This is a genomic window from Thermogemmatispora sp. (genome assembly GCF_042408735.1).
Lineage (GTDB): Bacteria > Chloroflexota > Ktedonobacteria > Ktedonobacterales > Ktedonobacteraceae > Thermogemmatispora.
In genome coordinates this window covers 50,677-71,621 of the sequence record NZ_JBHOQV010000126.1, presented here as the reverse complement: position 1 = coordinate 71,621, position 20,945 = coordinate 50,677, and the positions used below count along the sequence as shown (strand labels likewise).

Sequence of the window (20,945 nt, the reverse complement as noted above, 5' to 3'; positions counted from 1 at the left end):
CTCCCGGCAAGGGCTGCTCCCCTCGCAGATCGGCTGGGCCTCGTTGGGGAGCGATCTCTACAGCCGCGGCTGATCGGTGGCCGATGGCCGGATGGCCGGATCTGGCGCAAAGAGCGCATCACTCGGGCGGCTCCGTGTGGATGGCGACCGAGCCGAGGCGAGGATACTCCTGGCGCAGGGCGCGCTGGACCTCCTCGGCTCTCAGATGAGCCTGGCTTAGTGGGGTCTCGGGGGCACAGGTAATGTGGAGGACAAGGTCCAGTTCTTCGTCACGGCCACTGCGGTCACGCTGTCCCCTCCCTCGGTTGCGCTCTTGCTCCCTACGTGGCCCAGGCCCGGCCACTTCGCCAGCGCGCTCCTCGGCGCGGCAGGAGCGATAGAGGTGGATATCGTGTGCGCTGCCAGGCCCGGCGACCGCATCGGCCAATTGGCGAATGCGCTGGACCATCTCGGGGTAATCGCCTGTTACATCCTGACGGCGCTCGATGGTCGCTATCGGAGCCTCGAGATGGGTCGTGACGCGCTGGAGCTGGGAGTTTCCGCGCAGGACCGCCTCTTCAAGGCGCGTGGCCGCCGCGTGGGCGCTGGCCAGATCCATATCGGCTTCCACCTCGATATCGAAATCGGCCTCCAATCTGCCCCCCACCTCGCGCACGCGAATATCGTGGGCCCGAATCCCTTGCTGCTGGGCCAGATAGTGGATCTGCTCGCGCACCGTCTCCTCAGCGCTGGCCACCGGCTCCAGGTGCACGACCACATCGGTTTCTGCCTGGGGCGCATGGGCCCGTACTCCGGCAATCGCCGCCTGTTCGACGCGCTCGCTGAGGACGTGGGTCTCCTCAAAGGTCAAAGAGCGCGGCGCGGCTACGACCACATCGGCAAAGATCTTGTTACCAGCCCGGCGCACGCGCACCCGGCGCAGCTCGCTCACTCCCTCAACCTGGCGGATGGCCGTTGCCAGATGCTCGAGAAGCTCCTCGGGCGCTCGATCGAGCAGGGCGTCGACCGTCTCGCGTGCCAGACGCAGGGCCACATAGATCACGATCAGGGAGACCCCGAGAGCGGCCACAGCATCGGCCTGTCTGACCCAGGGCGGCAGGTGCCAGATCTCGGCCAGGCGCAGAACCAGCAGACCCGTGATGACGATGGCCGAACTCCAGATATCGGTACTGAAGTGGAGCGCGTCGGCCTCCAGGGCCTGGCTGCCCAGGCGACGTGCCACGCGCAGCAGAGCACGCGAGCGAGTCACATCGACAGCAATCGAGATGGTCATCACCAGGAGAGCCAGGATGCTTGCCTCGACATGCCCCTCACTCAGAATCAGGCGGCGCAGGGCCTCATAGATGATCCAGAGGGCCGTAATCAGCAGCAGGATGGCCTCAAAGAGGGCCGAGAGATTCTCAACCTTGGCATGGCCATAGTTGTGCGTTGCATCGGCGGGCCGATCGGCGACCCGCACAGCCAAAAAGGTCAGGAGGGCTGCCGCCAGATCCAGACCAGAATGGGCCGCCTCGGCCAGAATGCCCAGGCTACCGCTGAGCAGGCCAGCTACCAGCTTGAGGGCCGTCAGCCCAACGGCCGCCCCCACTGAGGAGAGCGCCACAAGCATCTTCTCTCGATGCGCCTCTCGTGCTGCTAACATGCACTTTGTTCCTCGTCATCCTCGTCTGTCGATGCTCAAGATAGAAGGGGGTGGCCAGGCGCAGACGCGGCCTGCGGCAAAGGCTCCTGCTGCTCGCGGCTGCCGTCTGGCGGCACACCCCCAGTAATATACCCGATTGTCGGCCCCGAGGGAAGGGCGGCAGCGGCAGGAGAACCGCAGCATCTTCCTCCAGCGGTTGACAATGCCAGCTACTGCTGTTATCCTTAAGAACAATAACAAGTGCATACAAGTCTGTCCCGCGTTGAGCGAAACTAGTATGAGTCCGACGGCCAACAGCGAGCCGAAGGCTGGTGAGAGTTCGGCGAGGATGCGTCGGCTCAGAACCCGTTCGTGAGCGGCTGGCCGAAGAAAGCACCAGACCCCGGCAGTCTTCCTTCCCTGCCCTTGTGCTCACCTGCCTGAGGGAAGAAGCGCTCCGGTCGGTCTCGGGCAAGTAGGCCAGGTGGGTGGTTCCCACGCAGCACCATAACCGGCAAGAGTGGTCACAGCACAGTTCGTCACGACGAGGTGAGGAATCTCTGGTGCTGGCACGAGCAGGCTGCAGCAGAGCGGATGGTGAGGAGCGGCGGTCGCCTGGCGCGTGATTGAGGGGAGGGGCGGCAGGGAGCGGGCTGGCCACGGTAGGGCTGGCGGCAAGCGGCGAGTACGCCTCGACACAAGCGAGTTGTTGGCGTCCGCCGAGATGGGCGGTGGTGGCGATGACGAGGCCCACGTGAGAGGACAGCAGAGCGCCGCCTGGGCGGAGCAAGCAAGCTAGCTAGCTGCAGGTCGCTGCGCTGCCAGACCGAGGCTGCGCTGCAGGTGGTGACAAACAGGGTGGTACCGCGGGAGCGTTTCTCTTGGCTCTCGTCCCTTTGATGCAAGTTGGTCAGGGACGAGGGCGTTTTTTATTGGTCTTTCTCTGACCGGCTGGTTTCTTGCCCGAAAGAGAGGGGCCGGCGCGCCGCGCTGGCGCCAGCCGGCCAGCGCGTATGCAGCCCTCGTTCCTCGCTACAGCCCAGGAGTTCAGGAGCGTGTTCCGATGATAAGCGTTTCGATCGTCAATGTGACCGGCTATACCGGTCTGGAGCTACTGAGGCTGCTGGCCAATCACCCTCACTTTCAGGTCACTTCGGTGACAGGGCGCAGCGCTGCTGGCCAGCGCCTGGGGCAGGTCTTTCCTCAGTTGTACGCTCTGGCCGGGGGCGCCTGCCAGCAAGAAGCGGCCCGCCACCTGGCCGAACTGGTGATCACGGAGGAGCCAGAGCAGACAGAGCTGGCCTTTGTCTGCCTTCCCCACGCCGCTGCCGCTGAAGCCGTGGTAACGCTGCTGCAACGCGGCACGCGCGTGGTGGACCTCTCCGCCGATTTCCGTCTGCGCGATCCCTCCCTCTATCAAGAGTGGTATAGACACACCCATCCGGCTCCCGCCTTGCTGGAGCAGGCCGTCTATGGCTTGTGTGAGCGCTATCGCGAGCGTATCCGCGCCACGGCCCTGGTGGCCAACCCCGGCTGCTACGCGACGGCGATCATTCTGGCTTTGCTCCCAGCCCTCTCGGCGGGCCTCGTCAGCCGGGATCTGATCGTCGATGCCAAGTCGGGCGTCAGCGGAGCCGGGCGTGGCCTGCGCCTGGATACCCACTACGCCGAGGCCAATGAGGATCTGAGCGCCTATAGCCTGGGAGGACACCGCCACTGGCCCGAAATCGTCCAGGAGCTGCAGACGGCGGCTCAGGCCGCTGGGCAGAGCTACGAGCCGGGCCTGCGCCTGACTTTCGTCCCCCATTTGACTCCCATGACGCGCGGCATCCTGGCTACTTGCTATGCCGAGCTGCGCCCCGATGGCTCGGGCCGCCTGCCCGACAGCGCACAGGTCCAGGCCCTTTATCGCGACTACTACGCCGGCGAGCCGTTCGTTCACGTCATTGACCAGCCGCCGCATACAAAGTGGACCTATGGTAGCAATCACTGCCTGCTTTATGTCACGGTAGACGAGCGCAGTGGGCGGCTGCTGGTCCTCTCCTGCCTGGATAATCTGGTCAAGGGCGCTTCCGGGCAGGCTATTCAAAATGCCAATTGCATGTTCGGCTTCGATGAGCGCTGTGGCCTGCAGGTGGGAGCGATTTATCCCTAAGCTCGTCCTGAGCCGGTCCGGGGTCGAGATGACCGACCCCTGGGCCTCTCCTGCCAGCCTGCCCGGCCCACTTCTCCACTCAGAGCAGAGGACGGGCTGAGATGGGGCGCGTCGCCCCTGGGGGAACCTGAGCCAGCGATCGATCGGCTCAGGCGCAAGAGAGTATTTGACGACGGTCTGACGAGGAGTTAGCAGAGAGATGGCAATTGCATTTTCAAGGACACCCGACGGAGATATTATCAGTGATCACCACTTGATCGCCGAGGTCTTACGCGAGGCGCTTCCATATATCGATTACCTCAAGGGAAAAATTCTTGTGATAAAATTGGGGGGGAGCACGCTGGAGCACCAGCGGGTGGTTTTGCAAGACATCATCTGGCTCAGCGCCCTCGGCGCCAAGCCGGTCCTGGTCCACGGCGGTGGCCCTTATATCAATGAGTGGCTCAAGCGTTTGCAACTTCCTACGCGCTTTGAGAATGGCCTGCGCGTGACGGATGCCCAGACGCTGGAGGTGGTGCGCATGGTACTGCTGGGGCAGGTTAATCAGGGGCTGGTCTTGATGGCTTCGCAGATGGGGGGCAAGGCGGTTGGGCTGTGCGGAACCGACGCCGGTCTGGTACGCGCCCGCATCGCGGACGAGCGCCTGGGCTTTGTCGGAGAGGTAGAGGAGGTTGATCCCACGCTGGTGCAGGTGTTGGTCGAGCAGAGCTACATTCCGATTATTGCGCCCCTCGGTCAGGGACCTGATGGTACCTGCCTGAATATCAATGCCGATGTGGTAGCCGCCCACCTGGCGGGCGCCCTCAACGCCGAGAAGCTGATTTTCCTGAGCAATGTGGTGGGCATCTGCCGCCCAGACGGCAGCCTCATCTCGGAGTTGACCGAGGAGGAGGCCCTGCGCCTGATCGATGAGGGCGTCATCCAGGGCGGCATGATCCCCAAGGTCGCGGCCTGCCTGGATGCGCTGCGCTCCGTCCCTCGCGTACATATTGTCGACGGCCGCGAGCCTCACGTGCTGCTGCGCGAGCTGTTCACGGATAAGGGAGCTGGGACAATGATTGTGCGGGGAACGCGCCAGCCATCGGCCTGATTCGCCCGGCACTCTTGCTCTTCTGGTCAGGCCGCCGTATGGGCCTGGACCAGAAGAGCCGGCGCGTTAGGATGGGAGAGCGCCGCGCCCTTCGCTCGCCCGTCCGAAGTCCGGCTGGACGAGCAGGGCCGGCCCGGCCCGGCCTGCTGCCTGACCAGGGTCCCATCTATCCATCCATCCACTCGCCTCTACGTTCACTTCGCTGACCCATGAAAAGAGGGAGAGAGGGAGATGAGTGCCGTGGCCTCAAATCCGCCGGCAGCCCGGTCATTCAGGCGGGCCAGGCAGAACCGGGCATGACACTTCTGGGGGAAGACGAGTTTCTATGAAGAAGCGTATCGAGCGCCTGCGCGGGATGCATGATGTGCTGCCCGAGAACTACCGCCGGCAGTCACTGGTGGTGGATCGCGTGCGCGCTCTGTTGGAGCAGGCTGGCTACGAGCCGGTCGATACCCCGGTGCTGGAACGTAGCGACCTCTTTCAGGCCAGCTTTGGTCAGGAGGCCTGGCAGAATCTCTACGCTTTCCAGCTCCATCAGCGCGAACTCTGCTTGAGGCCAGAGTATACCGCTTCGATTTGTCGTCTCTATCTGGAGAATTATCAGCAGCATTCGCTTCCGCTGCGCTTCCAGTATGCAGGACCGGTTTTTCGCTACGAGGCCCCGGGGCGGGGACGCTATCGCCAGCACACCCAGCTCGGCGTCGAACTCTTCGGCGGCCAGCCCTTGCGGGCCGACAGCGAGATCGTTCAGTTGGCCTGCGATATTTTGCATGAGTTGGGCATTGGTCGCTACCGCCTGGAGCTGGGACATGTCGGCGTCGCCAGCGGCTTTATCGAGCGCCAGGACCTGGATAGCCAGACCGCTCGCCTGCTGTTGAGCCTGATGGAGCAGATCAGCCGCTCGCCCGAGGGAGAGGAAGCGGCTCAGGCCCGCCTGGAAGCCCTCTATCCCGAGCAACCGGCCAACCCATCCCGGCAGGCTACTGATGAGGCTTCCGCCGAAGCTGGCCGCTGGCAGCGCCTGGCCAGCGCCGATGGCTCGAACTACCTGGTGGCGGCCCTCTTGAGGAGCTTCAGCCTGCCGTTCGGCGACGAAGATAGCCGGCACGAGATCGTTGAACGCTTCCTTTGGAAGATCAGGCGCAGCGAGCAGCGCTCGAAGGTCTTAAGCGCCCTGGAATTTCTGCGTAAGCTGCGCGCATTGGCCGGCTCGCCGCCCGAGGTTTTCAAGGAGCTTCGCCAGTTGCTGGACAGCTACGGATTGGAGGCCACCCCTCTGGAGGAGCTGGAGCAGTTGGTGACGACCCTGATCGAGGTGGGGGGAGTCGACCGCCGGCAGATTGTCTTGAATCTGGCCCTGGGGCGTGGGGTCAGGTACTACACGGGCCTCCTCTTCGAAATTCATGCCAGCGATGAGGAGGGTCTCGATCTGCAGCTGTGCGGCGGGGGACGCTACGACCACCTGGTGCAGGCGGTCGGGGGGACGCGCGAGGTGCGGGCCTGTGGCTTTGCCTTCGGCCTGGAGCGTCTCATTCCCTTGATGCCAGCCAGTCAGTGGCGCCAGGCTTCCCGAGCGCATGCCCTGGTGATTCCAATCGGCAAGCAGGATCTGGCCTACGCCAGCCGGGTCGCTCGCCTGGCTCGCAGCCAGGGCGGCATTATTGCCGAACTGGACGTGAACGCCCAGGGGGTCAAAAGCGGGCTACGCCAGGCTGCCCGGCGCGGCTGGGAGCTGGCGCTCATCGTGGGGGAGGAGGAGCGCCAGGCCAATACAGTGAAGCTGCATGACCTGGCTACCGGGGAGGAGCGCGCGGTCGCTTACCACGAGCTGGTTGCCGCTCTGCGGGAAGGAGGCTACAGCAGATGAGCGAGTCGCAGACAAGACAGGCGGACCGCGAGTCGGGACCTTCTCAGCTGCGCCTGGCCCTGCCTGGCAAGGGAACGTTGGAGGCAGCCACTCTGACGTTTCTGGCCGAGTGCGGTCTCAAGGTCCAGCGCAGCAATCCGCGCCAGTATCTGGCTCGCATCGGTAGCCTGCCCGAGCTGGAGGTGGTCTTTCAGCGCGCCGCCGACATTCCGGCCCTCGTACAAGACGGCGACGCTATCCTCGGGATCACCGGCTACGATCTCTTCGCCGAGTACCGTGGGGCCGACGAGGAGGCAGAGGAGCAGGAGGAGGGCGACGACGACCTGATGGTCCTGGAGCGCGACCTGGGCTATGGCTCCTGCCGGCTGGTGGTAGCCGTTCCTGAGACCTGGATCGATGTCAATACGTGCGCAGACCTCTGGCACCTGGCGGGCTATTACCAGGCGCATAAGGGGCGAGGATTGCGCATCGCGACCAAGTATCCGGCTTTGACGCGGCGCTTTCTGCGTCGCCATGGGATTTCTCACTGCCGCATTGTGACGCCTCATGGGGCTTTGGAGGCCGCCCCCTTGACAGGTGTGGCCGATCTGATCGTCGACTTGACGGAAACGGGCACAACCCTGCGCGAAAACCATCTGAAGCTGCTCGAAGATGGGGTGGTCCTGCGCTCTCAGGCCTGCCTGATCGGCAATGTCCGGCTGCTGAGCGAGCACTCCCAGGCCCTCAAGGTGGCCCGTCTGCTCCTGGAACTGATCACCGCTCGCCTCCAGGCGCGCAATCGCGTCTTGCTGACGGCCTATGTGCCGGGCAGCGGCGAGGAGGTCAGTTCCCTGCTGAGTATGCGCTTGAAGCGGCTGGTGCCCGGCTTCGAGTATCACATCGGCAGCTCGGAGTCGACAGATGATCCGCAGGCCCAGCGCTGCCGCGTCTCGGGAGTGATTCGCATGGGCGAGGCGATAGCGGACCTGCTGGAGATTATCGCCGCTTTGCGCGGCATGGGGGCCGAGCAGATCGACGTGACGCCGCTGGCCTATCGTTTCGGTCAGGAGCCGGCCAGCCTGCAACGCTTAAGCGAGAGGATGGCGCGACGACGGTGAAGACGCTGATTGTCTTTGATCTGGATGGGGTCATTACCAGCGAGGCGGCCTATTGGGATGCGGCGGGGCTGACGCTGCATGAACTCCTCTCCAGCCCCCGCTACTGGAACGTGACAGGGCAGAGCGACTATGAAGTGGTCACCGAAGCTGAAGAGAGCCGCCGCTTGAGCCGGGCCACTCTGCCAGAGGAGGAGATTCTGCTCTATAAGGCGCTGGCCATCAACTCGAACTGGGATACCTGCTATGCGGCGGTCTGTTGGCGCTTGATTGCCCTGCTGGAGCAGCTCCCCCCGGCCAGCCGCGCCGGGCTGCTGCCGCTGCGACCCTGGGAAGAGGAGTGGCTGGCCAGGCTGCGGGCGGCGCTGGCCGCCCGGCGTGGTGGACCGGAGTCGGGGCGAGACCAGTTGGAAGCCCTGACCAGCGGCCCTCCCTTTGGTGAGCCGCTCTTCTCCGGCGCCGTCGGGCTGGAGCTGCTCAATCGCTACGATGCCTACGCCAGCGCCAGACTGGGCTTGCGGGTTGAGGGCGTCTTTTCCCGCCTTAGCCCGTTCTGGGATTTCTGCCGCTCGCTCTTCCAGGAATGGTATTTAGGGGAGGCACTCTACAGCCGTACTTACGGGCGGCCTCCGGCTCAAAGGGGGAAGCCAGGTTGCATCTATTTTGAGCGTCCCCTGCTCCCTCCTGAGGCACTGCGGGAGACGCTGGATGCTCTGCGATCGGCGGGGTATGTCCTGGGCCTGGCGACCGGTCGGGTCTATCAGGAGGCTGTCCTGCCCCTGCAAACCTACGACTTGCTTTCCCGCTTCGACCCCGAGCACATCTGTACCTACGATGCCGTTGAGACGGCAGAGGCTCAGCTGCGGCGCCACGGCGATCCAACTTTACTGGGCAAGCCTCATCCGTTTCAGTTCCTTTACGCTCTGGACCGGCGTGGTCCCTCCGCCGTCGAACTGGCGGCCAGTAAGGCGCCATTCGTGGTGGTCGGCGATTCGGCGGGCGATATGCTCGGTGGGCGGGCCGCCGGCGCCTTGACGGTGGCCACTCTGAGCGGCGCCTATAGCCAGCAGGCTCGAGAGCGCTTGCTGGCCTGCGAGCCGGATTTCGTCATTGACGATGTGCGCCAGCTTCCATCGCTGCTGGCCAGGGCGGAGCAGCTGGAGACGATTCAGCGTCTGCAGTTCGAGGCCAAAGCGACCGCCGAGCGGCTGCTGCGCCTGTGGTTTGCACGCCAGCTCGACCTGTTGACCGAGTCGGTGACGCTGATGCCCCGGCCTGTCTCGCTGAACTCGTTTAATGGCAGCTACGAGCAAGACGGCGAGCGCTACTTTTTTAAGACCCACGTAGAGGCCCAGAGCGCGCTCTCGGAATATTACCATGCCGAGTTGCTGCATGAGGCCGGCTACAATATGGTTCTGCCCCTGCGCGTGGTTCGCCAGGAGGGCCGCCAGATGGTCATCTATCCCCTGCTGCGCTGGCCGGTGATGTTCGATCTGATGCGCGCCATTGAAACGGGGGTCTCCTGCCCAGTCGCGGCTGAGACCCTGGTGGATGCCGAGCGCCGGGCCTGCGAGCGCCTGCTGGAGATCTATCGCGCCACGGGACGCTCCAGCAGCGCCGATGAGCATGCCGCTGCGCCGGTCCATCAGCTCTTCTGGCACCGGCTGACCGGTGGGCGCCTGGCCAGTTTCTACCAGGGTCGGGCTATTCCCTTGCCAGTCACTGTCGCTGGAGCCGGCCAGGAGGAGATTCGTTTCGAGGACCTGCTCAGGTGCCACTGGGTTGTCAACGGGGAAGAGCAGCCTCACACACTGGGGGAACTTCTGGAAGAAGCTCAGCAGCGACTCCACCCGCACCAGGCGGCGCTGACGATCATCGGGCACGGCGATGCCCACTTTGGGAATGTCTTTCTGGAGCATGAGCGCGACTATCTCTATTTTGACCCGGCCTTTGCGGGCCGACACGCGGCTTTGCTGGACGTCGTCAAGCCGCTCTATCACAATGTCTTTGCCAGTTGGATGTATTTTCCCCAGGAAACGGCCCAGAGCTTGAACCTCCACGTGATCCTGCGCCGTGCCCCCAACGGCGGACGTCTGGAAATCAGCCACACCTATCAGCCGGCCCCGATCCGTCAGGCGATTCTGGAGACAAAGGTGCGGACCTTGCTGCGTCCCTTGCTCGCCTGGTTGAAGGAAGAGGGGGCCTTACCCGCCGACTGGGAGCGTCTGCTGGCCCTGGCTCTACTTTGCTGTCCCTTGCTGACCATCAACTTGCTGGATAGCGGGCGCATCCCAACAGCGGTCTGCTGGCTGGGCCTGACGCAGGCAGTGACGCTGGGCAACACCGGCCTGCAGCCCTGGTACGAGTTGCTGCAAGAGGGGACCACAGATGACTCTTAGCTGAGTTGTGCGCCAGTTTGAGGAGAGAAGAGGAAGGTCAACGAACGATGATCGCCATCATTGACTATGGAGCCGGCAATCTGCGCAGCATCCAGAAGGCCCTGGAGCACGTTGGGGCACAAGCCGTCGTGACGGCTGACCCGGCCACCGTGGCCAGCGCCCGGGCGGTCGTGCTGCCGGGGGTTGGCTCTGGCGGCGCCGCAATGCAGCGGATGAAGGCCACCGGCCTGGACGAAGCCATTCGCGAGGCTACGGCCCGCGGGCGGCCCTTCCTGGGCATCTGCCTGGGCATGCAGCTACTGGCCGAGCACCACGCCGAAGGCGAGGTTGAGGGCCTACGCCTCTTCGCCGGCGAGGTTCGACGCATCCCGCAGGGGCCGAAGATCCCGCATATGGGTTGGAACCAGGTCCAGCCACTGAACCCAGCGTTGCCTATATTTAAAGGAATACCTGCCGGAGCCTTCTTCTACTTCGCCCACTCCTACTACGTCGAGCCGCGAGACCCCTCCGGCGTGGCCGGCGTCACAGACTACGGCACGCCCTACTGCAGCGTCATCGTCAGTGATCACCTCTGGGGAACGCAGTTCCACCCAGAGAAAAGCGGCACGATGGGTCTGCGCCTGCTGGCGAATTTCGTGCGCTGGGTGGGGGAGCACGTCCCATGATCGTTCTGCCTGCTATTGATCTGCGCGCGGGGCAGTGTGTGCGCCTCTATCAGGGCGACTACAGCCAGGCCACGGTCTACAGCCCCGATCCCGTGGCCGTAGCCCTGCGCTGGCAGGAAGCGGGGGCACGCTGGTTGCACCTGGTCGACCTCGATGGGGCCGCCCAGGGCCAGCCCGTCAATCTGGAGACCGTCGGGCGGATTCGAAGCGCGACGACGTTGCAGATCGAGTTTGGCGGCGGCCTGCGCGATCTGGCCAGCATTGAGCGGATCCTCTCTCTGGGCATCGAACGGGTCGTTCTGGGAACCAGTGCTGTGCGCCAGCCCTCCTTGTTAGCCGAGGCCGTCCGACGCTGGGGCGAACGGATCGCTGTGGGCCTGGATGCCCGCGCCGGGCTGGTCGCAGTGGCCGGCTGGCAGCAGACAGAGCGCCTGACTGCCGTCGAGCTGGCCGCCCGCCTGTGCACCCTGGGCGTGGCTCGCTTTATCTACACCGACATCGCTCGCGACGGCACGCTGAGTGGGCCGAATCTGGAAGCGCTGCAGGTCCTGCTACAGGTGCTGAGCCTGGCTCAGCCAGCACGGGCCTTGATCGCTTCCGGCGGCGTGCGCTCACTGGAAGACATTCGCTCGCTGGCCCGCCTGGGAGTCGAGGGGGTCATTGTTGGTAAGGCCCTCTATACGGGAGACCTGGACCTGGCAGCGGCTCTGGCCTGTGCTGCCTCCAGCGAGCCAACCGCCGAAGCCGGTTCCTGACCAGCCACCAGAGCAGCCCAGCCCGACCGATGGCCGAGTCAGGATCAGAGAGAGGCTGGCTAACAGACAAACAGGCGGCGACGAGAGCAGAAACTGCAGCGTGGAGCAGAGCAAAGGAAGGGGCAGCGATGTTAACGAAGCGCATCATTCCCTGTCTGGATGTGACCGCTGGGCGCGTCGTCAAGGGGGTGAATTTTCTCAACCTGCGCGACGCCGGCGATCCTGTCGAGCTGGCAGCTTTCTATAATGCCGAGGGGGCCGACGAGCTGGTCTTTCTCGACATCACGGCCTCCTACGAGGGACGCAAGACCATGTTGGATGTGGTGGCCCGCACGGCTGAGCAGGTCTTTATTCCGGTGACCGTAGGCGGTGGCATCGGCAGCGTCGACGATATTCGTGCTACGCTGGGAGCGGGCGCCGATAAGACCTCTGTGAACACAGCGGCAGTGCAACGGCCCGAGCTGCTGCGCGCGGGAGCCGAGCAGTTTGGATCACAGTGCATCGTGCTCGCTATCGATGCCCGCAGCAACCCGGCTATGCCCAGTGGCTACGAGGTCTATATCCATGGGGGCCGCACTCCGACGGGACTCGACGCTGTGGACTGGGCCCGCCGCGGCGTCGAGCTTGGCGCCGGGGAGATTCTCTTGACCAGCATGGACCGCGATGGCACTCAGCAGGGCTACGATCTTACGCTGACCGCCCGCATCGCTCAGGCAGTGAGTGTGCCGGTGATTGCCTCAGGGGGAGTTGGGACCCTTGAGCACCTCTACGAAGGCTTGACCAGCGGGGGAGCCGATGCCGTGCTGGCCGCCTCGATTTTCCACTTTGGTCAGTACCGCATCGCCGACGCGAAGCGCTATCTGCGCAAGCGCGGCGTGGCCGTGCGCTGGGACGAGGATGTGGAGGAATAGCAATGACACTGAGGTTCGATCGCCAGGGATTGATCCCGGCAGTTATCCAGGACGACGAAAGCAATGAGGTGCTGATGGTGGCCTTCATGAACGAGGAGGCCCTGCGCCTGACGCGCCAGACCGGCTATACCCACTTCTACAGCCGCTCGCGCCAGACCATCTGGCGCAAAGGGGAACAGTCAGGCAACGCTCAGCAGGTGCGCGCTATCTTTGTCAATTGCGAGGAGAATAGCCTGCTCATTCGCGTAGTCCAGCAGGGCGGGGCCGCCTGCCACGAGGGCTATCGCAGCTGCTACTATCGCCGGCTGCTCCCCGACGATCGCTATGAACTGGTTGCGGCCCGCCTCTTCGATCCGGCAGCCGTCTATGGCTCCGGGTCCACGTCCCCTTCCCAGCAGCCGCAGCCTGCCAGTAGCAACCAGGCAGAGCCGTCGGCAGGCGCCCTGGCAGCGGAGGCCCACCAGCCAGTACAAGCCGCTCCTCCGCCTCCGCCTGGGGGATCTCAAGCAGAGGCGGCTCTGAGTCAGGAGCTGGAGAGACTGCTGCGTCAGCTCTACCTGGCCTATCAGTATCTGCGCGATCACGATCTGAGCGAGCAGTCACACACCTCGCGCCTGCTGCAGGAGCATAATCCGGCTTATCTGCTTGGACGGCTGGCGGATGAGCTGCAGGAGCTGGCGGGCGTGCTGCAGGGAACACACCGTCATCAGGGGCTGCAGGCCGATACAATCCTTGAGGGAAGCCAGGTTGGGTACTGGCTGATGCTGCTGGCCGCCACCTATCGGCTCCAGTACGACGACTTTCTGCCGCATCAGGCCCTGCTGGCAGGCTATCACTCGGTCCTCAGCGAGGAGCAGGCCATTGAGCAGCAACAGGCCTGTCTGAGCGCGCTGGCCAGCACCGAGGAGGCTCGCCTTATCGAGGGTCTGGGTCTGGGTTTCGCCCTCATCGGACGAGCCTGTGCCCTGGCGGGCCTCAGCCCACTGGAGCCGGCCCGCGACGACCTGGAGCAAATGCGTCGCAAAGGACTGATCTCCTAAGCCTTTGCGCTGCCGCCCGGGCGGCCTCGGGCCAGCACCCACTCGGAGACGCGAGCCTGGGCCGAGCCAGGTCCTGTCCTGGCTCGCTCAATTGAGCAGGCGCAGATAGCTGCCCCGTCTGGCCTTGTGCAATACGGCCTGCTGAAGCGCCGCCAGCTCCCCATCGAGCGCAGAGCAGCGGACCAGACGGCCATCTTCCAGCAGCACCAGAGGATCAACCATGCGCGGCTTCACGCGCGCATAGACATCGAAGGGCTGGCCCGCCGCCACCTCTGCCACCGCCAGTCCGGGGTGGAGCAGGCGCAGACAGCGCTCAATTTCCGGGTGAGCCGAGCGGCGCAGGCGGGCCAGCAGCTCCTCGTCCTCTAGAAACAGCTCCTCCTCGCGCAGCAGGCCCTCATCTAAAGCCAGGCGCAAAGCCCGCGCCAGTTCGTAGTCGGCAAACATCTCCAGAGGATGCATAAACAGCTCAGTCACCAGGCGCACATACTGACGCACAAACCAGCTCGCAGCCTCACGCCCGGCCACCACGATGCGCCCATCCTGCACGCGCAGGGCCTCGAAAAAGCTCTCCACCTCAGCGCGCCCGAGATAGCCCGCATGCCACAGATCGCGCAGCGTGTAATCTACACGATCGGCACACAAATCAGGCGCTGGTTGCTCCAATAGCGACCACTGTTCAAATGACAGAATCCGCCCCATGTCCAGCCCAAAGGAGCGCAAGAGCGTGGGAAGGTTCGAGTTTTCAACCACCTGGCGCAGATGGCGCTCATGATAATCCTCATCGTAGCAGCGGAACAGATAGTCCGCCACATGAGAGAAGGCTGTATGAGAGACATCGTGCAGCAGGCCGGCCAATTGCTCCTCCAGACCGCCGCCAAGGCGGCGAACCAGCAGCATGACCCCCAGCGAATGCTCGTAGCGGGTCGTATCGCGTCCGGAGCGTACCAGATAAGCGGCACCCGCCTGATGCACGCCTTGCAAGCGCTGCATGGGTGCCGAGGCCAGCACTGCCAGCAGCACAGGCTCGCCCAGCCACTGCTCACCCAGTAACGGATCACAGACCAGCTCTTCAGCCACGCGCTCTGCTCCTTCTGCCCTTAGCATACTCGCTGATGACCTGACCTCTCCAGCGCCATCTTTCTCCAGCCTCGCCTCGCAGGTTCCCACCCTGGCCACGGACCTCCTTCGTCCCCCCGCAGCTCATGAGGCTGGCGAGAGCGCAGAGGTACTGTACACTATAGCACCTCGCGCCTCGCTTCGCCAGGTCAATCAAGGGCGAGCAGGTTGGCTGCCCCTGCCTGCCTGCCTCTGGCCAGATCAATCAGCAGCCTCTCCTCCAACGCAAAGGGCGCAGAACGAGTGGCCTCACCCTCTCTCAAGCCACCCAGTAGTGCAGCGTAAAGAGCAGAGCGTTGATAGCAAAGAGAGGGGCACAGAATCCCCCATAAACCAGGTCGAGACTGGGAAAGCGCTTGCTCCAGCGCGCCAACACCAGAAAGAGCGGGAAGGCCATCATCATATAGCGTGGCTGCGAAGCCAGGGTCTCGCCTGCGTTCAGAGGAAAACAGAGAGCAAAGAGAGCCAGCCCGAGAGAGAAGAAACGATAGGCCACAGGCATCTGTCGCCAGCCAATTACCAGCACCACCAGCGGCAACAGGGTAAAGAGCACGTCCATCAGATTGCGTACCGCCATTTCCGTGTGCAAAGGACCGCTCAGCAAGGCTCCCAGAGCCGGCCCGAAAGCCACCCAGGGCAAGGCAAACTCTCGTCCCCAAACCGTACGCTCCATACGGCTGTAGACAAAGGGATCGCCGAAGCGCACTCCTAGATAGAGCATATAGGCCGCCAGAGTCGCCGGAATCAAGAGTGCCGGTAAAGCAGCCGACAGACGGCGCAGCCAGAGCGACCAGGGTCGCCCCTCAACTGTCTGGCTGGGGGCCAGCCCTGGTGAACCAGCCCGCCAGAAGCGTTCTACGTAGAAAAACAGAAAGGGTACCAGCAGCACAACAGCAGTTGAGCGCGTCAAGGCGGCCAGGCAGCCCAGCAGGCCCGCCATCCACCAGCGCCACAGGGCCGTTCCTTGCAGGAGGAGAAAGATCGCCAGCGTGAGCAGTAGAAAGAGCGATTCACTATAGCCTGCGAAGAAAAAGATCGCATAGGCATAGAACGTCAAATACCAGAGCACCTTGCGGGCCTGGGCTGGATCGAAATCCAGGGCCTCTCTGGCCAGAAGGTAGAGCAGAATGAGCGAGGCAAAGAAAAAGAGGTTTGCCAGCAGCAGCTCAGACAGCAAGAACGAGAGCGGGAAACGGTTTCCCAGAGCGGCGGCCCCCAAGCGGATCAGCCAGGGCCAGAACGGGAAAAAGGCCACATCGGCCACAGAGCGATAGCCCACATGGGCGACCCGTCCGAAGGCATCGGCATCCCAGTGATACCAGCCGAGCAGGCAGAAGCGCAACCCATTATTCACACATGGGATCGAGGCCATATTTTTGGGGCGTAACAAGACCCCGCCAACATAGGTAACCAGGAGCAGCAGGAGGCGGCTAAGTCCAAAGACCCAGGCCGCCTCCTTCCACGCAGATCGAAGCGTACCCATCGCAGTGTTACCAGACCATACCAGTGTTGGACAGTTGAGCTTAGTCCACTGTTGCTTAGGAACGGTCGAGTCAGCGGTCTGGTACTGCGCTGGACCAATCAGGCTATCACAACCCACCCCCGAAAAGGGGTTTCATCTGCCTGACCTAACGGGTGAGCTGGCCGGACTGCCAGGCAGTCCAGCCAACCGACCGGCCAGCGAGCGAACCAGTCTCTGGCTCCAGAGGGTGAGGGCCAGGAAGCCTGCACCCCTAGGCCCCTGACGAAGCGGCAATCACCACCTGAACCGTAGAGCCTTCCAGCTTGCGCGAGGAGGTAGGCGAGAGCGTTTCCCGATACAGCTCGCCGGGCAGCGGCTCGGAGAGCGGCGTTGTCTCGACACGCAAGCTGTCGGCCAGCGTCTCTTCTTGCAGCTCGGCGGCGTGCCGGCGCACCATAGCCGCCAGCTCCTCATCCGTGGAAATCACCAGCCGGATATGGTCCTCGATCTTCAGATTAGCCCGCTTGCGCATATCCTGGATATAGTGGGTCAGATCGCGGATCAGCCCTTCCTCGCGCAGCTCAGGCGTGATCGTCGTCTCCAGGACCACCACCGCGCCGCGCTCTTCGGCAGTGACATAGCCCGGGCGAGCGGTCGCGATCACCTCCACCTCCTCCGGGGTCAGGGTGATCTCACGGCCCTCCACCGTCAGAGTCAGGGCGCCGTGCTCGCGCAACTGGCGAGCCGCCTCACTGGCGGCCTGAGCATCCAGACCCTTGAGGGTTGCCAGAATCTTCTGCACCAGAGGGCCATACTTAGGACCCAGGACGCGCGCCTGAGCGCGCAGCGTATAGGCCAGCATCTCGCTATCATCGCTGAGCAGCTCCAGGCGCTTGATGTTCAGCTCCTCCAGCACCTGCTCCTTCAAGCGCAGCAGGGCCTCCTGATCGGCCTGCGAGGGAAGGCGCACATAGAGCGTATTGAGCGGCTGACGCACGCGGATCTGGGCCTTCTCGCGAGCGGCCCGGCCCAGACCGACCACGCGCATCACCAGATGCGTATCGCGTGTTAGAGCCTCATCGAGCAGCTCCTGACGGGCCTGGGGCCAATCGCAGAGGTGCACGCTGAGTGGAGCTTCCTGCTTGACGCTGCGCACCAGATTCTGATAGAGGCTCTCCGCAAAAAATGGAACAAAGGGAGCCAGGAGCGTTACCAGCGTCGTCAGGCACTCATAGAGCGTCAAGTAGGCGCCGAGCTTATCGTCATCCAGCTCAGACTTCCAGATGCGCTCACGGCTGCGGCGCAGGTACCAGTTCGAGAGATTCTCGATAAAGTCCTGAAGGACCTCCGTGGCGTGGGCGCTATCGTAGCGCTCCAGGCCAGCCGTCACCTCCAGAATGGCCTGCTGTAGCTCCGAAAGAATCCAGCGATCCAGATCGCTGCGACGTTCGACCGGCAACTGATAGCGTGTTGGATCGAAGCGATCGATATTGGCATAGGTCACAAAGAACCAGTAGATATTCCAGACCTTATCGAGGGCGCGGCGCACCAACATCCACTTCTCGCTCAGGCGCACAGGGACGCCCTCGCGCGCGGCTCGCTCGACATCCTCCTTCGTGGGAATGCGCGGGAAACGCAGATTCTGCTCCGGATCCTGGCTGGTATAGAGCCAGCGCATGGTATCGGCTCCCACGCGCTCGGCGGCATCATCGAAGTCGATGGCGTTCCCCTTCGACTTATGCATGATCTCGCCGTCCTCATCGAGGACGGTCGCGTAACCGAGCAGCGTCTTAAAGGGGGTTGTACCCTCCAGCACCGTGCTCATGACCAGCAGAGCGTAGAACCAGTTCTTGAACTGGCCCGGGAAGGACTCGGTCACGAAGTCGGCGGGGAACCATTGACGCCAGAAATCGCGGTTGTGGCGATAGTCCAACGTGGAGAAGGGAACGATGCCAGCGTCGAGCCAGGGATTGCCCACATCCTTGATCCGCGAGACCAGGGCGCCGCACTGTTGGCAGCGGATCTTGACTGCATCGACCCAGGGGCGATGCGGCGAATGGCCCTCGAACTCCTCCCAGCCCTCGACGGCGCGCTCGCGCAGCTCTTCCTTGCTGCCGATAACCTCGAAGGTACCGCACTGCTGGCACTCGTAGATCGGCAGAGCCAGCCCCCAGTAGCGCTTTTTCGAGATCATCCAGTCGTCCATGTTGCGCAGCCAGTCTAGCTCACGCTCCAGGCCGAAGGCCGGAATCCAGGTCACCTGGCGGGCGACCTCCATGATCTCGTAGCGCAGTTTCTCCATTGAGATATACCACTCGTCGACCAGGCGGAAGATCAGCTCGGTCTTGCAGCGCCAGCAGACCGGATAGCGGTGGCGATAGTTCTGCGAGCGATAGAGGAGACCCTTCTGCGCCAGATTCTCGGCGACCGGACGGGCCACGTCTGAGACAGACTGGCCTGTGAGCCAGTCGTACCCCTCGACGTAGAGGCCAAACTCATCGACCGGAGCCAGCACCGCCAGGTCAAACTCCTTCGAGAGCGCGAAGTCCTCGCGACCACAGCCGGGGGCGATATGCACAATGCCCGTTCCTTCGGCGCCGCTGACCTCCTTCCAGGGGATAACGCGATGGCTCACTCCCTGCGCGGCAGGCAGCTCATCGAAGGGGCCGCGGTAGCTCCAGCCTACGAGCTGCTCGCCCTTGAGGCGCTCCAGGACCCGGTACTCGCCCTTATCGCGCCCGCGCAGCTCGCGCAGCAGATTCAGGCGCTCCTCGGCCAGATAGAAGATCTGGCCATCCTGTTCGACTTTGACATAGCTGAACTCAGGATGCACGGCTGCCGCCACGTTGGCGGCCAGTGTCCAGGGGGTCGTTGTCCAGACCAGCAGGGCCTCGCCGGGACGTTCGACCAGCGGGAAGAGGACATACAGGCTCAAGTGACTGACCTCGTGCCAGTCCTCCGACAGCGTCTCCATATTCGAGATCCCGGTGCCGCAGCGGGGACACCAGGTCATGACGTCGTGCCCTTTGTAGATGAGACCGCGCTCGTGGCAACGCTTCAGAAAGTGCCAGATCGTATAGTTATTCTCATCGGAGAGCGTGTAGTAGTCGTTGCCCCAGTCCATCCAATAGCCCAGCCGGATCGACTGCTCGGTAATGCGCCGGGCGAAGCGAAAGACACGCTCCTTGCAGAGTTCGACAAAGCGGGCAATGCCAAACTGCTCGATTTCACGCTTATTCTTGAGTCCCAGCTCTTGCTCTACGTTCACCTCAACCCAGAGGCCCTGGCAGTCGAAGCCATTTTGGTAGCGCTGCCGGTAGCCCTGCATCGTCTTGAAGCGCTGGAAGAGGTCCTTGTAGGTGCGGCCCCAGGCGTGGTGCACGCCCATCGGATTGTTAGCCGTCATGGGGCCGTCGAGAAAAGAGTACTGCTTGTCGCTCTGATCGTTACGATGCAGGTAGCGCTGAAGCACGCCGTTTTCGTCCCACCAGCGCTGAATCTCGTGTTCCAGCGCCGGATAGTCGACGCGATCAGCCGCGATCACTGGCCGAAAGACACTTGCTTCTCCTGACACGTCAGCTTCCTCCTCGCTCACTGACAGATTGCCTTGCCTTGTGTAGCTGGCACTGGCTTCGTTTTTTTGGCGGTGGGCCTGGCTACACCTGACCTGACAGAATAGCCACGGGCCTCATCCGGCTCTCTTGCTTTCTGCCACCTGGCTATCGGCTTGCTTGATGGCGCCGCTCTTCCGCAGCGCAGCCTGTTCCTGTGTAGCGACCCTGCCCTGAGCGCGCTCCCCGCCTGGGCGGGACCCCCGAGCGGGGCGAGCAGGGCCGAGTCCTGTTTGCTGGTTTCAAGGGAGAGCCGCCTCCGCGTCGGGATCGGAGCCTGGCGGCTCGTCGACGAGCTGAATCTCCAGGCGCTTGTTGAGGCGACCCTTGTTCTCCGCCCGGACGATGCGAATGCCGCCAACCTCCCTGGTATGGCGGACATGGGTGCCTCCGTCGGCCTGCAGGTCGAGGCCGACGATTTCCACAATGCGCACCTCTTCCAGGTCAGGGGGCAACAGGTTGGTGCGGGTACGGATCAGATCGGGGATGGCAAAGGCTTTCTCACGCGGCAACGTATAGACCCGGATCGGCAGGTCGGCCTGGATGGCCTCATTGACCCGCTGCTCGATAAAGGCCAGACGCTCTTTGGTCAGGCCCTCCATGGCGAAATCCATGCGCGCCCGATCTGGGTACATCTGGCCGCCGGTCACGGGCACGTGGAACTCCTGCCAGATCACGCCGCAGAGCAGATGGAGGGCCGTATGGGTGCGCATCATCCGGTAACGGAACTCCCAGTCGATGCGCGCCGTGACCTCGGTGCCCACGGGGGGAGGAGGACTATCGAGCAGGTGCCAGATCATCTCTCCCTGCTTGCGTAGAGCCATGACGCTGGCCTGCTGGCGCCCGTGATCCCAGGAGAGCGTGCCGCGGTCGGCCATTTGGCCGCCGCCGCCCGGATAGAAGACGGTGGCATCGAGGGCCAGCTCATCGCCCTCCGCGGCAACGACTTTGGCGCTGCACTCAAAGGTATAGCTATTCTCCAGGTAGATCAGCTTCGTCTTCATCCTGCAAGCTCCGATCTCCATATAAAAAAACCTCTCATCCGCGCAGGACGAGAGGACTTCCCGTGGTACCACCCGCATTAGTCACGACTGGCCGCCTGGCGCCAGCCCCACCCCGACGAGCCAGGAGCTGGAGAAACAGACCTTCGCCCGCC

Annotated in this window: 14 protein-coding genes; 9 read left to right on the top strand and 5 right to left on the bottom strand. The window is 63.3% G+C overall.

The features are described from left to right. Positions 1-118: 118 nt before the first annotated feature. Entirely contained in the window at positions 119-1,642 is a 1,524-nt protein-coding gene (locus tag ACFMO7_RS11770) for a cation diffusion facilitator family transporter (protein ID WP_376795674.1), read from the bottom strand. 1,042 nt (positions 1,643-2,684) lie between these two features. Here ACFMO7_RS11770 and argC point away from each other — a divergent pair. From argC to hisI, 9 genes are all read left to right on the top strand, one after another. Then, positions 2,685-3,776 carry an N-acetyl-gamma-glutamyl-phosphate reductase gene (gene argC, locus ACFMO7_RS11765; protein WP_376795673.1) on the top strand — a complete coding sequence of 364 codons (1,092 nt, stop codon included), beginning with the start codon at positions 2,685-2,687 and terminating at the stop codon, positions 3,774-3,776. A gap of 199 nt (positions 3,777-3,975) precedes the next feature. Then, positions 3,976-4,866: an acetylglutamate kinase gene (gene argB / locus ACFMO7_RS11760; RefSeq protein WP_376795672.1), complete on the top strand. Its 891-nt coding sequence runs from the start codon at positions 3,976-3,978 to the stop codon at positions 4,864-4,866. Positions 4,867-5,191: 325 nt separating this feature from the next. Further along, positions 5,192-6,733, top strand: coding sequence for a histidine--tRNA ligase (hisS, locus tag ACFMO7_RS11755; protein WP_376795671.1), 1,542 nt, complete (start codon positions 5,192-5,194; stop codon positions 6,731-6,733). Then, a complete protein-coding gene (hisG, locus tag ACFMO7_RS11750; RefSeq protein WP_376795670.1) occupies positions 6,730-7,830 on the top strand; it encodes an ATP phosphoribosyltransferase in 1,101 nt (366 codons plus the stop codon). The genes hisS and hisG overlap by 4 nt, the downstream gene beginning before the upstream one ends. Continuing rightward, positions 7,827-10,226: an HAD family hydrolase gene (locus tag ACFMO7_RS11745; RefSeq protein WP_376795669.1), complete on the top strand. Its 2,400-nt coding sequence runs from the start codon at positions 7,827-7,829 to the stop codon at positions 10,224-10,226. Before hisG ends, ACFMO7_RS11745 begins: the two co-directional genes overlap by 4 nt. Positions 10,227-10,273: 47 nt before the next feature. Beyond that, on the top strand, positions 10,274-10,891 hold the full coding sequence (hisH, locus tag ACFMO7_RS11740) for an imidazole glycerol phosphate synthase subunit HisH (RefSeq protein WP_376795668.1): 618 nt from the start codon (positions 10,274-10,276) through the stop codon (positions 10,889-10,891). Further along, positions 10,888-11,646 carry a 1-(5-phosphoribosyl)-5-[(5-phosphoribosylamino)methylideneamino]imidazole-4-carboxamide isomerase gene (gene hisA, locus ACFMO7_RS11735; RefSeq protein WP_376795667.1) on the top strand — a complete coding sequence of 253 codons (759 nt, stop codon included), beginning with the start codon at positions 10,888-10,890 and terminating at the stop codon, positions 11,644-11,646. The genes hisH and hisA overlap by 4 nt, the downstream gene beginning before the upstream one ends. A 128-nt stretch (positions 11,647-11,774) precedes the next feature. Further along, on the top strand, positions 11,775-12,557 hold the full coding sequence (gene hisF, locus ACFMO7_RS11730; protein ID WP_376795666.1) for an imidazole glycerol phosphate synthase subunit HisF: 783 nt from the start codon (positions 11,775-11,777) through the stop codon (positions 12,555-12,557). A 2-nt stretch (positions 12,558-12,559) separates the two neighbouring features. Then, positions 12,560-13,597 (top strand): phosphoribosyl-AMP cyclohydrolase, encoded by a 1,038-nt coding sequence (gene hisI, locus ACFMO7_RS11725; protein WP_376795665.1) that lies wholly within the window; start codon positions 12,560-12,562, stop codon positions 13,595-13,597. 87 nt (positions 13,598-13,684) lie between these two features. Here the strand turns inward: hisI and ACFMO7_RS11720 are convergent, their stop codons facing one another. The 4 genes from ACFMO7_RS11720 to ACFMO7_RS11705 all read right to left on the bottom strand — a co-directional run bounded on the left by ACFMO7_RS11720 (position 13,685) and on the right by ACFMO7_RS11705 (position 20,793). Further along, the gene (locus ACFMO7_RS11720) at positions 13,685-14,677 is read right to left on the bottom strand and encodes an HD domain-containing protein (RefSeq protein ID WP_376795664.1); all 993 of its coding nucleotides are present in this window, start codon (positions 14,675-14,677) and stop codon (positions 13,685-13,687) included. Positions 14,678-14,975: 298 nt separating this feature from the next. Continuing rightward, complete coding sequence (locus ACFMO7_RS11715; protein WP_376795663.1) at positions 14,976-16,199, bottom strand: mannosyltransferase family protein; 1,224 nt, start codon at positions 16,197-16,199, stop codon at positions 14,976-14,978. A 250-nt stretch (positions 16,200-16,449) separates the two neighbouring features. Then, positions 16,450-19,752: an isoleucine--tRNA ligase gene (gene ileS / locus ACFMO7_RS11710; RefSeq protein ID WP_376795662.1), complete on the bottom strand. Its 3,303-nt coding sequence runs from the start codon at positions 19,750-19,752 to the stop codon at positions 16,450-16,452. A gap of 279 nt (positions 19,753-20,031) precedes the next feature. Beyond that, positions 20,032-20,793 (bottom strand): alanyl-tRNA editing protein, encoded by a 762-nt coding sequence (locus tag ACFMO7_RS11705; RefSeq protein ID WP_376795661.1) that lies wholly within the window; start codon positions 20,791-20,793, stop codon positions 20,032-20,034. Between the last annotated feature and the right edge of the window lie 152 nt (positions 20,794-20,945).

What these genes read in the sequence shown, in the direction of transcription:
- hisF (WP_376795666.1), top strand. Translation starts at nt 11,775, where the DNA reads ATGTTAACGAAGCGCATCATTCCCTGTCTGGATGTGACCGCTGGGCGC.
- argB (WP_376795672.1), top strand. Translation starts at nt 3,976, where the DNA reads ATGGCAATTGCATTTTCAAGGACACCCGACGGAGATATTATCAGTGAT.
- hisG (WP_376795670.1), top strand. Translation starts at nt 6,730, where the DNA reads ATGAGCGAGTCGCAGACAAGACAGGCGGACCGCGAGTCGGGACCTTCT.
- hisS (WP_376795671.1), top strand. Translation starts at nt 5,192, where the DNA reads ATGAAGAAGCGTATCGAGCGCCTGCGCGGGATGCATGATGTGCTGCCC.
- ACFMO7_RS11770 (WP_376795674.1), bottom strand. Translation starts at nt 1,642, where the DNA reads ATGTTAGCAGCACGAGAGGCGCATCGAGAGAAGATGCTTGTGGCGCTC.
- hisI (WP_376795665.1), top strand. Translation starts at nt 12,560, where the DNA reads ATGACACTGAGGTTCGATCGCCAGGGATTGATCCCGGCAGTTATCCAG.
- ACFMO7_RS11715 (WP_376795663.1), bottom strand. Translation starts at nt 16,199, where the DNA reads ATGGGTACGCTTCGATCTGCGTGGAAGGAGGCGGCCTGGGTCTTTGGA.
- ACFMO7_RS11705 (WP_376795661.1), bottom strand. Translation starts at nt 20,793, where the DNA reads ATGAAGACGAAGCTGATCTACCTGGAGAATAGCTATACCTTTGAGTGC.
- hisH (WP_376795668.1), top strand. Translation starts at nt 10,274, where the DNA reads ATGATCGCCATCATTGACTATGGAGCCGGCAATCTGCGCAGCATCCAG.
- argC (WP_376795673.1), top strand. Translation starts at nt 2,685, where the DNA reads ATGATAAGCGTTTCGATCGTCAATGTGACCGGCTATACCGGTCTGGAG.
- hisA (WP_376795667.1), top strand. Translation starts at nt 10,888, where the DNA reads ATGATCGTTCTGCCTGCTATTGATCTGCGCGCGGGGCAGTGTGTGCGC.